The sequence below is a fragment of the Bacillus sp. AR13-1 genome (assembly GCF_008042285.1).
Taxonomy (GTDB): domain Bacteria; phylum Bacillota; class Bacilli; order Bacillales; family Bacillaceae_G; genus Bacillus_A; species Bacillus_A mycoides.
Window position 1 is genome coordinate 22940 of sequence record NZ_QNUA01000045.1, and the last position, 12877, is coordinate 35816.

The following is a 12877-nucleotide window of genomic DNA, read 5'->3' on the forward strand; positions in this document are numbered from 1 at the left end:
AAAATGAATAAAAACTTTCCTTATAAACTACTTGCTGTATCGACGTTTTTAACTCTGACAACAACTACTGTAGTTTCTCCAGTGGCAGCCTTCGCAAGTGAAAGTAAAATGGAACAAACTAGTACCGAAGATATATCTCTTTCTGTAAACAGCGAAAAGATGAAAAAAGCTTTGCAAGATGCTGGGGTATTTGCAAAATCCATGAATGATTACTCTTATTTGTTAATTAAAAACCCAGATGTTAACTTTGAAGGCATTGACATTAAAGGATATACAAATCTACCTAGTCAAATTCTACAAGATCAAAAGAATGCAAGAGAGCATGCTACGAAATGGGATTCACACATAAAAAAACAACTTTTAGATACACTGACGGGGATTGTAGAGTATGATACTAAATTCGACAATTATTATGACACATTAGTAGAAGCGATTAATGAAGGGGATGCAGACACATTAAAAGAAGGCATGACAGATTTACAAGGTGAGATTAAACAAAATCAAGCATATACCCAGAATTTAATACAAGAACTAGCTAAGTTAAGAGATAGTATTGGAGAAGATGTCCGAGCATTTGCAGGTCATAAAGATATTTTGCATTCGATTCTGAAAAACCAAGCATCTGGAATTGATGAAGATGAAAAGCGCCTAAATGAAGTTTTAGAGCAAGTAAGACATTTTAAACAAGTAGAATCAGATGGAATAATAACTGTATCAATTCCCTCAATTCCTACGTGGATTGCTGGTGGTGTAATGATAGGGGTAGCAAGAAATAATTTAGGTACGTTAGAGCCGTTGTTAGCACAATTACGTCAGACTATAGATTATAAAGTAACATTAAATCGTGTAGTTGGTGTTGCGTATAATAATATTAATGAAATGCACAATGCGATTGGATCGGCTATTAATGCACTTACCTATTTGTCTGCACAATGGCATGATTTAGATTCTCAATATTCGGGAGTGCTTAGTCATATTGATAAAGCATCCCAAAAAGCGGATCAAAATAAATTCAAATTCCTAAAACCTAATTTGAATGCAGCGAAAGATAGTTGGAAAACATTGAGAGCGGATGCGTTTACATTAAAAGAAGGGATAAAAACATTAAAAATGGATCCTGTTTCTTCAAAAAAATAGCGGAATACAGTATTTGTTGCAAGGGCATTTATACAGTTATAAAATGATTTTTTGTTCTTTATAAATTGAAAAGACGGAGGTATCATCAGGCCTCTGTCTTTTATTTTATTAAAATATTTTTATAATTCCATCCTATATGTAGAAAGTAGTTATACAAGTTTGAATTTTTAAGGTGAATGATTTTTATGAATTTTTTCATAAAACCTAATCTATGATTAGTGAGCTTTATATTCTTATTTTCCTAATAGAATACTTTTATACAATTAGATGGAAGTTAAGAATACTAAATCAAAACATAATAGGTTGTTATTGATGAGTTTATCGTAAAGTTGTTATTTTATGTGTCATCAAATAACATTTATAAACAATTAGAAATAAAGAAAAGGAGACTATTATGAGAAAAAATAGAGTATTAGATACAACATAAATAGCGTAAAAAATTTTTGGTGTAAAAACGTAATAAATAAAATAATAATCCTTAAATGTACTAAGGGAAAATGAGGGAGATAATATGGGGAATAACTCAAAATATAAAACTAGAAAAATACTTGCAGCTACCGCTACAGTAACTATGCTTACGACTGGAATGGTTTCTTCATCAGATGTCTTTGCAGAGGAAACAAAGCAGCAAAAAAAAATATCGACATCACTGCAAGAGGAAAAGTCAGTTAAATCAGAAAACAGAATATATACAGTCCCAGGAAAAGGGGATGTTGAGGTACTGAAACAACAGGAAAGAAAAAGTATGGCATTTAGTCCATATGAACCCACTGGTTTATATGCAAAGCCAAATGAACAAATAACGATTAATGTAGAAGGAAATCAAAATATTCAAGCATATATTGGAACGTATTCGTATGATGCTTCTTGGAGAGAAGATTCTAAAATAAAATCATTTACATTAAAACCTGGTATAAACACAATCCAATCTCCAAATGGGGGGATGATTTATTTTTATAATAAACAACAAGGTGGTACCATTCGAACAACAGTCACAACAGGTGGAACGACTACTCCTTTTTTTGAACTAGGAAAGCATACGAAACAAGATTTAATAAACATGCTGGACCAATATCCCAATGCACATGCAGTGGAGTTAAAAGGAGAACGTGTATTAATTACGGCCAGCCCTGCACGTGTTAAGAAATATTTGTTAGGTTCTAATACAGATCCTGTACAACTCTTAAAAAAGATGGATGAAGCTACTCGAATTCAAGACAAAGTAGCTGGTTTATCCGAGGAACAAGTAGATAAACATTATATTCATTACGTAGAAGAAAATCATTCTCCCGATTATTATATGTATGCAACTTCTTATCGAACCGCATATGTAGGAGATGCAATCCAATACGTGTTAGATATTAATAAATTTATAAAAGATGGCTGGGGTCCTTGGCATGAGGCAGGGCATTTGAGACAGCAATCACCTTGGAAGTTTTATAATATGACAGAAGTACAAAATAATATTTACAGCCTTTCTGTAGAAAAAGCATTTACATCTAATCAATCTTTTAGATTGCAACAGGAGGGCGCTTATACTAAGGCATTTCAATACTTAGAACAACCTAATAAAAATTATGACGAAGTTAGTGATGTTTTTGTTAAGCTTGTTATGCTTTGGCAACTACAGTTAGCATATGGAGAGGACTTCTATCCTCAATTGCATCAATTGTATAGAGACATGTCTTCAAGTGAACTTCCACAAACTGATGAAAATAAAAAACAATTATTTATGATTTCGGCATCAAAAGTAGCCAAACAAAATTTGATACCTTTCTTTGAGAAGTGGGGATTACGTCCAAATAACGATACCATTCAAAAAGTGGCTGTATTAGGGTATCCAACTTTAACAGCAGAGATTTGGAAGGGGACGGATTCTAATCCAATTAAACCAGATATACCTAATGTAAATAATATTTTAGAAGGAAACAAGTTTGCATGGTCATTAAAAGGGATTAGTGATTTCGAATTTGCTAAAATCAATTTCAATAAGTCGACAGAAGAAGTGCATATTGACTTAAAAGCAGGCGTACCGCATCATTATTTTAATGAAACATATGCGAGTATTAAAGTACAAAATGCATCAGGAAAAGTAGTATACAATAAAGACATCTATGGAAACAAACAACAAAATGCTGAATCGCAAAAAGTTCCAGTTAAAGTAGGGGATTATATTGAGTTAACACATCTAGAAGGTGTGCATAGAGCTACTTTCACAAATGTAGATAATAGTAAACAAGAAAGCTTTGGAAAAAAAGCAATGTACGAAGTTACAAAAGAAGGTCTGAAGAAAGTAGAAAAAATGCCAGAAACAACGGTTTTAGACGGAAATCAATTTGGTTGGTCTTTAAAAGGATATAGTGATAGAGAAATTGCAAAAGTAAATTATAATAGGGTAACAGAGAAAATACAGGTGAATTTAGAAGCAGGCGTACCACATTCTTATTTTAATAATACGTATGCAAGTATCAAAGTACAGAATTCATCCGGTAGTGTTGTGTACAATAAGGAAATAGTGGGAAATAGACAGCAAACTGCTGAAAGACAAACTGTGCCAGTCAAAGTGGGAGATTATATCGAGTTTACCCATATAGAAGGGGAAGCAGTAAAGGAAAAGACACGGGCTACACTTATTAACCTTGAGAATAGTAAACAGGAATATATAGGTAAAAAAAGAACCTATCAAGTTACTTCTACGGGATTAAGCAAAATAGATTAATATGAATAAACTTCAAATTATTAGTAAGATGCCAAATAGTCGTTCATTATGAACGGCTATTTGGCTTTTATTTATATAAAAGTGAAATATAATCCAATGTTTAATGATTTATTAGAAGTAAAAAGGTAGGTATTATATAAAAGAAAATGAATAATTTATGCAGAGCTTGTATACGGTATTATTATTTGACTATTCTAAAATCAATTAATAAAAACGCTGGAATGTTTTTTAGAAAACAACTGACTCCATAGGTGGAATTTGGAAGATTAATTCTATTTTGGAGTTTATTTTTATAAGGAAATTCACATACGTGGATTAGTATTAAGATTCAAAATGTAAAATATCTAAAGACCTAAGTACAAGCACACATTTTAAATAAAAAAAGTGAGAAGAATGAATAACATTCTTCTCACTTTTAGCAATTAGGGTCGGCATATACATAAATATGCGTTTGAGTGGAATTTTGGATGAAAAATCCACATGCATAGTATACCAAAATATTTAAGGCCCTTCGTATGCAATATTGCATACGAAGAGTAGGTGGATATAATAGTTAACTTACTTCTATTAAAAGTAAAATGTGTTTATATTAAAAAAGTTAAAATCAAATTGAAGCTGGTTAAGATCTTAATTCTTCATAGCTACATACCAACCCGACTGGAATATTGAACACCTCATAACAGGAGATACTTTCTACTTAACTCAACGTTTTGGTAGAGCGCATTTTGGTGCCAAAATGAAGATTTTCAAGGTTCACCCTGACGGCACTTTACAACGCTTTATTACAATTGAACCAGAATTTATTACTACGCCTAAAGGGTTAGAAATTTGGAGAACACCAATTACAAATGTATATACTAAAGGGACATATATTGCAGTAATTAAGTATAACGGAGAATTTACCTACTCAAATCATTTTCAAATTAATTAACTCTTTCCTACTCAGTAGCTAGAATTGATTAATTAGGTAGTATTTTCAGCTCCCTATAAATCAAAGGCTACGGGAAATATGGTAATAGCAATTCTCACATTATTGAGGGACTGGAAAAACAACAAAGACGTTCTCAAATGCATGTATAGATATTTATAACAAAGATTCAAAAAAGAATAGGTAATATAGCTATTGGAATAAGATTGTTTTTGTCTATCTCCTGAAAAGGAGGATGGACAAACCATACCAAAGAAACTTGCATTTCATTATCTATAGAAGTGTAATGTCATTAAAGTGAGATAGGATACAGGCTAATATTGAGAAATGTAAAGTTTGTAGAGTTTGAAACAAATTAAAGAAGTAACATAAGGGATTTACGCATATAGTAATGTCGACGGATAAAGTTAACGGAATATTCGTTTTAATAAGATAAAATAATAGTATTTTTATCTTATAATATTGTTACTACGATGAAATAAGGCTAATAATTAGTTAACTTAAAAATTAAATTCAGATAGGAAGAGGATAATGAAGACCAGAGATAATTATAAAATTATTGTGATTGGCGCTGGGACTGCAGGACTATCTTCTACTGCACATTTGTTACGAAATGTATCCCTATTGAAAGAAAGTATAGCTATTATCGATTCATCTAAAAAACATTACTTCCAACCACTATGGAGTTTAGTTGGGGGAGGAATTGTTTCAAAGGAATGTACGATGCGTGATCAAGAATCACTTATTCCAAAAGGAGCAACGTGGATTCCTAAAAGTGTTGTTAAGTTGTTTCCAGATCAAAATAAGATACTTTTAGATGATGGAATGCTACTTGAATATGAGATTCTTATTGTAGCAGCCGGTATACAAATAAATTGGGGTGGTATTAAAGGCTTAAAGGAGTCTATTGGGACTAATGGGGTTTGTAGCAATTATTCTTATAAATATGTTGATTCTACTTGGAGAGAAATTGAAAAATTCAAAGGAGGAAATGCGATTTTTACCCACCCCAATACTCCTATTAAATGTGGTGGCGCCCCACAAAAAATTATGTATTTAGCAGAAGAGTATTTTTGTAATAGCGGTTTGAAAAACAGAAGTGAAGTAATGTTTTATTCTGCGAACGCTAACATATTTCAGGTACCGCGTTATGCTGAAACATTAGAACAAGTACTAGAAAGAAAGCAAATTATAACGAACTATAATAAAAACTTAGTAGAAATTATCGCTGAAAAGAGAGAAGCAATTTTTGAAGATACGCAAACACTGAAACGAGAAACAGTACCATATAGTATGATACATGTTGTTCCACCAATGGGGCCACCTAACTTTATTAAAGAAAGTGAGATAAGTGATCATCAGGGGTGGGTAGATATAAGTCCTTATACTTTGCAGCATGTAAAATATAAGAATATTTTTGGACTTGGAGATTGTACCAATTTACCTACATCTAAAACTGGAGCGGCAATTCGAAAACAAATACCTGTCTTAAAACAAAATATTTTGGACGTACTTAATGGAAGAGACTTGCAGGCTAATTATGATGGGTATACATCCTGTCCGATTGTTACAGGATATAAAAGTCTTATACTCGCTGAATTTAACTATGAACATGAGCCTCAAGAAACGTTTCCGTTTAATCAAGCGAAAGAACGGTATAGTATGTTTTTACTTAAAAGGTATATGTTGCCCTATATGTATTGGAATTTAATGTTGAAAGGGATTCTATAAGGAAAGATAGAGAGTTGTTGTAACAACCGAGAAGTAATTTGAAATAAGCATTTGGAGGGAATAGCTATGCTTTTAAAATATTTTTATGATGAAAAATTAGCTCATGCTTCCTATTTAGTTGGTTGTCAGAAGGAAGGCGTAGCAATTGTTATTGATCCCAGCCGCTATATAGAACAATATATAGAATTTGCTAAGAAAGAGGGAATGGAAGTAATTGCTGCGGCTGAGACTCATATTCATGCAGATTTTCTATCTGGGTCTAGAGAACTTTCCCTTCTTTTTAATGCAAATTTATATGTATCAGATGAAGGAGATAGTGATTGGAAATATCAAAATCTTAACGAGGGCCGATACAATTTGGTTAGAGAGGGAACAGAGTTTAAGGTTGGTCATATAAAATTCAATGTCATTCATACCCCAGGGCATACGCCTGAAAGTATTTCCTTTTTAGTAACCGATACAAGTCAAAATAATTATATGAATGATAAACCGATAGGAATATTCACAGGTGATTTTATATTTGTAGGAGATATAGGTAGACCCGATTTATTAGAAATTGCTGTTGGTATTAAAGATACCGCAAAAATAGGAGCGAAACAATTATTTGATTCTATACAAAAAATAAAAATACTCCCCGATTATTTGCAAATATGGCCATCACATGGTGCAGGAAGTGCATGTGGAAAAGCATTAGGAGCAATTCCAACTTCCACATTAGGTTATGAAAAGATGTTTAATTGGGCGTTTCAATGTAATGATGAAGATAATTTTATATCGAATTTATTGACGGGACAGCCAGAGCCTCCAAAGTATTTTCCATTAATGAAGCATTTAAATAAGTATGGTCCACCAACTCGTAAGAAGAGAGAGATTACTGCTATTTATATAATAGAAGAACTTCAAGAAGTGATGAGGGGTGTTCAGCAAATAGTTGATATAAGGGATGTAGAGTGTTTTGCTGCTGGCCACATCGAGAAGTCAATTAACATACCTTATAACAATTCTTTCACAACTTGGTGTGGGGGGATATTAGATTATAAAAAAGAAACTTTAATAATTTTAGATGCGGAAAATGTTAAAGTGGAGGAAGTTATTAGAGACTTTGAGTCCATTGGCTTAGATAATATTATTGCTTTTGCACCTTCAAAGGTAATTCAAAGATTCCATAGTTTAGAGATTTATAAGGAAAAAACATCAAATGAATTATATCCGTTAATAAAAGATGGAAGTGTAAAGGTTATCGATGTGCGTAGTAAAAAAGAGTGGGATGAAGGACATCTTCATGATGCAATACATATCACTTTAGGTAATCTACTTGAACGGCTAGATGATGTACCGAAAAATTGTCCAATAGTTTTACAATGTCGAACGGGGTTACGTTCCGCTATAGCAGCTAGCATTTTACAAAAAGCTGATATAAAGAAAGTAGTTAATTTAAAGGGAGGATTTCTTGCATGGAAAAAAGCAGGACTGCCTTATGATACATTTAATTCCAAGGTATAGGAAAATATTTTTTACTAATTTATATGAATAGGAATTGGAGCGATTTTATCGATTTCTGACAAAAGACTCCTTTCTTAAAAATGTGAAGGTGTAAAACGTCAATTTTAAGTGGGGGATGCATGTCGGTTGGCGTAAGCCAAAATGTTTTTAACCATATACTTGTACAGATTGATCTTTGAAAACTGAAGATATGAGGTTGGTTGCAGAAAATTCGTTGCAATCGTAAAATTTTCAACGTCCTATCGTCCCGCGCTTGCCGAAATTGCGAAAATCAAGCTAAAGTAGGAAACGTGGTGAGGCAACGTAAAAGACACTTCAGTTCCCACCATAGGAACTACGGGCGGATCCTACTAAGATAACTGGTGGATACACCGATGTTCACAGAAATCTCCCACTTCAAAAAGGCCGCAAAGTCGTTAAGTGGGGGTAGTTCAAAAACAAGGAATTAAATAAAGGCATTTTCATATTAGTTATATTTTAACTTGTAAATGTTTTTTCTCTTAAGGATTTTTTAGAAAAAAATTCTTGATAATGTACGAAATTCATATTTCTTAGTAACAATAATCTAGACAGCTATCAAAAGGATTGTATTGGCAATCCAGGTGTAAAGGATAAAGGTATGTTTTACTTAACTGATGCAACAGAAAAGGCCTTTGAAACCGCTCTGGCTAATCATGATAAGCCAGAAGGAACAGTAGTTTTTGAAGCGCTTCTAGAAGGGAAATCCCCTATTTCTTTAACTATAAACATAAATATTAATAGAGTTGGGAAAACAGAAGGAAATTGGATAAAAATTAGTAGAAATCATAAGACAATATCCGTATCTTATACTTTCAAAATAACATACCTTAGTATCCTACTATCAACATCTAAATATTTGTGAAGAATATCAGCATGATAACTGTATTTAAGAATTACAATTATCTATAACTATAATTACATATTGGGTTCCACCATAACGTATCAAGTTAAAAAACTAATTAGCCCCCAAAACGAAAAAAGTGATCTGACTTCTCAAAGTAACTACCTTTAGAGAAAGAAAATTTTCGTTTAGGGGGTACTTTAAAATCTTAGCTTAATGGCGATATTGCCGTACCCCTATTACCATTTCTGTTCCGTTACTATACAAACCAAAGATTTTATTTTATCTTAAATTTAATTTATTTGTAAATGTGGAACAAATTTATTACTTAGATTGTCTATTAAGTGTAATCCTAAAAACTTAGTGCCCAAACTTGATACACTGAATCTGGTTTGACATCTATTTTAAGTACTGCAAAATACGAAAGGACTGATTATCTTGAAAAGTACAAGGATGTTAAAAATAGGGATGTGTGTTGGAATACTAAGTTTAAGTCTTGCAAGTGTAAAACTTTTTACAGGTGAACCATTGTAGGTGGAAGCAAAAGAAAAAGTAGAGAAAACTAAACATACAAATCATGCGGCTCATTGAGAATTCGCACAACTCGAGAAAAAGTTTGACGCTCGACTGGGTGTCTATGAAATCGACACCAGTACAAACTGGGCAGTTACTTATCGATCACCTAATGAACGGTTTGTTTACGCATCTACCTTTAAGGCTCTGGTTACAGGGGTATTGTTACTACAATATCCAATTGACAAATTAGACGAAGTTATCACTTATACAAAAGATGATTTAGTAGAGTATTTACCAATTACAGAGAAACATGTGGATAGCGGTATGACTCTTGGGAAAATTGCGGAGGCTGCTATTCGTTACAGTGATAACACTGCGGGGAACACTTTATTCAAGAAATTAGACGGACCTAAAGGATTTGAACGAAGCTATGCCGGGAGACATTTGTGATACAAGTACAGCAAAAACACTTGCTACCAATCTTAAGGCTTTCACGGTCAGAGATGCACTCCAAACTGATAAACGTAAAATCCCTACGGATTGGATGCGTGGAAACGCTACAGGAGACGAACTCATCCATGCGGGTGTACCAAAAGATTGGGAAGTCGATGATAAATCTGGAGCCGGAAGCTACGGAACACCTAATGATATATTGCCATCGTTTAGCCACCGAATAGAGAACCAGAGAACCGATTATCATTGCAATTCTGTCCAGTCAAGATGCTATATATGATACTGAGCTAATCGCGCAGACTGCCAAGGTTACAATAGATGCTCTCAAGTGAGGGTATTGATTTTACCTTTGCTTTCTGATTCCCTATATTCCATACCATCTATAGGATAAAATTAGAAGTCGATTCTTTTTTACATCAAAAGAATCGTTTTTCACATTCTTTTCATTATGATTATGCTAACAAGAACCATTAAATTAGACGAGTAATTCAAGAACTCACTATTACAAACATTAGATATAGTACAAAGAGGTGAGGAACAGCTCACAATTCCCTTACTTTAAAGGGCAGCATTATTATAAAGAATAGATATGAAACTATTTTGTTCAAGAGTTAATCTAAGTTTTATAATCTGCTGATTAGAAAAATATTTACTAATCTCGATTACCATACTTTTTTAATATAAGTATATTTCTAAAGGTGACCTCAATAGTTTTAAGTAAATCAACGGGAGAATTGAAAGGCAGGAGAAAGTAACATGTCAGAAAATTATCGTTCTCGAGAGGAGCGACGACAAGTTAAAATGAAAAAACAACCAACTTCTAAAAAACAAAAACAACAAGGTAAAACATTGTTTCTTCGCAAATTTTTAATCAGTTGCTTACTACTTGGTATTGTAGGGTTAGTCGCAGGGGTTGCTACTTTTTTCGTTATGATCAAGGATGCACCAAAACTTGAGAAAGCAAAACTTGTTAATCCGTTATCCTCAAAAATTTATGATAAAGATGGAAAATTGATATATGAATATGGGAAAGAAAAACGAACGAATATTATGTATGATCAAATTCCTAAATTAGTAGAAAATGCGTTTTTAGCGACAGAAGATGCACGTTTTTACGAGCACAGTGGCGTAGACTTTAAAGGTACTGCACGTGCAGTTTTAGTCAGCCTAAAAGGTGATTACGGCTCTCAAGGTGGAAGTACGATTACTCAGCAAGTTATTAAAAATTACTTCTTATCGATGGAAAAAACGTCAAAGCGAAAGGCGCAAGAAATATTTTTAGCGTATAAGCTAGAACAACAGTATTCAAAACATGAAATTTTAGAAATGTATTTAAATAAAGTTTACTTAGGCAACCGTTCATACGGAATCGCAACAGCAGTACAAAATTACTATGGTAAGGAATTGAAAGATTTAACACTACCAGAAGTTGCGATGCTTGCTGGTTTAATGAAAGCACCTAATAACTATGATCCAACAAAAGAAAAAAATATCAAAAAAGCAACAGAAAGAAGAAATGTTGTACTTGAATTAATGAATCGACATGGTTATATTACAAAAAAAGAAATGGAAGAAGCATCAAAAGTTCCAGTAACAGAAGGACTTAAGAAAGCAACTGAACAAAAAGAAATGCCATATCCTGCGTTTATGGATGCGGTTGTGAAAGAGGTTGAAAAAGAGTTGCCAGATGCTAATATTGGATCTGACGGCTTAGAAATTTATACTACATTAGACCAAAAGGCACAAGATTTTGCGGACAAGCTTTTAAATGAAAACATTATAAATTATCCAAATGAGAAATTCCAAGGGGCTTTCACATTTATGGATACGAAAACAGGAGAAATTCGTGCAATTGGTAGCGGGCGTGGTGAAAATAAAGCTGTATTTAAAGGACATAATATAGCGATTGAATTAAATCGTTCAGCAGGTTCAACGATGAAACCAATTTTTGATTACGCTCCTGCAATTGAATATTTAAAATGGGCTACTTACCATCAAATTGACGACTCTCCATTTAAGTATTCAACAGGACAAGAAGTTAGAAATGCAGATAGAAAGCATTTAGGACCAATTACAATGCGTGATGCATTGAAAACGTCCCGAAATATCCCGGCAATTAAAACTGCAAAAGAAGTAGGAATGAATAAATCAAAAGCTTTCTCTGAAAAGCTAGGTATTACATTTAATGTAGCACCGACCGAATCAACAGCGATAGGTACAAATGAAGCGTCACCAACTGAAATTGCAGGTGCCTATGCGGCATTTGGTAATGATGGTAAGTATACGAAGCCACATTTTGTTAAGAAAGTCGTTTATTCAGATGGTAAATCAAAAAGCTTTGAGCAAAAGCCCAAACGAGTTATGAAGGATTCTACAGCATATATGATTACTGATATGCTTCGTACTTTTGTTTCTTCTGGGTTGGGTACAGCAGCTAATATAGGTTCTTTAGATGTAGCGGGTAAAACAGGGACAACAAACTATTCTTTAGAACAAATAGCACAATATAATCTACCAGAAAGTGCAACTCGTGATAGTTGGTTTGCTGGTTATACACCACAATATACGATGGCAGTATGGACTGGATATATTAAAGATAGTAAAGACGATTATATTAGTAGTAAAAATACGAAAATTGCTCAGTTAATTTTTAAAGAAATGATGAGTAAGTTTGCTACAGATAAGTCGCAATTTAAAATGCCGAACAGTGTAGTTCAAGAAGGTAGCGAATTACGTATTAAAGGTGAGAAACTTGATTCTTCCCCAAATATGACTGAACAGCCAAGTAATAATAATCAAAATAAGCAACAAGAAAAGCAAAAGAAACCAGAAGAGCAAAAGCAAAGTGAGCTAAACAATAGTAGAGGCGAAGGAAATACAACATCGTCAAACAATGGTAGTGGTCAAGGAAATACAACGCCGCCGGTAGAGGCGAAGGAAATACAACGCCGCCAAACAATGGTAGAGGCGAAGGAAATACAACGCCGCCAAACAACGGTAGAGGCGAAGGAAATACAAACCACCCAAA

7 protein-coding genes and 1 pseudogene are annotated in these 12877 nt (G+C 33.5%); all 8 read left to right on the top strand.

What is annotated here, in order from left to right; genetic code table 11:
• Positions 1-3 precede the first annotated feature (3 nt).
• Positions 4-1137: a hemolysin BL binding component B gene (hblA, locus tag DN408_RS27290; protein ID WP_078179303.1), complete on the top strand. Its 1134-nt coding sequence runs from the start codon at positions 4-6 to the stop codon at positions 1135-1137.
• Positions 1138-1648: 511 nt separating this feature from the next.
• Complete coding sequence (locus tag DN408_RS27295; RefSeq protein ID WP_078179263.1) at positions 1649-3856, top strand: M60 family metallopeptidase; 2208 nt, start codon at positions 1649-1651, stop codon at positions 3854-3856.
• Between the two features lie 676 nt (positions 3857-4532).
• Positions 4533-4787 (top strand): DUF5065 family protein, encoded by a 255-nt coding sequence (locus DN408_RS27300; protein ID WP_078177185.1) that lies wholly within the window; start codon positions 4533-4535, stop codon positions 4785-4787.
• A gap of 528 nt (positions 4788-5315) precedes the next feature.
• A complete protein-coding gene (locus DN408_RS27305; protein WP_016126968.1) occupies positions 5316-6515 on the top strand; it encodes an NAD(P)/FAD-dependent oxidoreductase in 1200 nt (399 codons plus the stop codon).
• A gap of 66 nt (positions 6516-6581) precedes the next feature.
• Positions 6582-8018: an MBL fold metallo-hydrolase gene (locus tag DN408_RS27310; protein WP_016126969.1), complete on the top strand. Its 1437-nt coding sequence runs from the start codon at positions 6582-6584 to the stop codon at positions 8016-8018.
• 619 nt (positions 8019-8637) lie between these two features.
• On the top strand, positions 8638-8901 hold the full coding sequence (locus DN408_RS32240) for a hypothetical protein (protein ID WP_016126970.1): 264 nt from the start codon (positions 8638-8640) through the stop codon (positions 8899-8901).
• A gap of 411 nt (positions 8902-9312) precedes the next feature.
• Positions 9313-10181: pseudogene (locus tag DN408_RS27330) on the top strand (serine hydrolase).
• A gap of 424 nt (positions 10182-10605) precedes the next feature.
• Positions 10606-12877, top strand: a 2272-nt coding sequence (locus DN408_RS27335; protein ID WP_370458402.1) for a transglycosylase domain-containing protein, incomplete at its 3' end; no start/stop codon positions are given.

Coding starts and splice junctions, on each gene's coding strand:
- DN408_RS27295 (WP_078179263.1), top strand. CDS start 1,649: ATGGGGAATAACTCAAAATATAAAACTAGAAAAATACTTGCAGCTACC.
- DN408_RS27310 (WP_016126969.1), top strand. CDS start 6,582: ATGCTTTTAAAATATTTTTATGATGAAAAATTAGCTCATGCTTCCTAT.
- DN408_RS32240 (WP_016126970.1), top strand. CDS start 8,638: ATGTTTTACTTAACTGATGCAACAGAAAAGGCCTTTGAAACCGCTCTG.
- DN408_RS27305 (WP_016126968.1), top strand. CDS start 5,316: ATGAAGACCAGAGATAATTATAAAATTATTGTGATTGGCGCTGGGACT.
- hblA (WP_078179303.1), top strand. CDS start 4: ATGAATAAAAACTTTCCTTATAAACTACTTGCTGTATCGACGTTTTTA.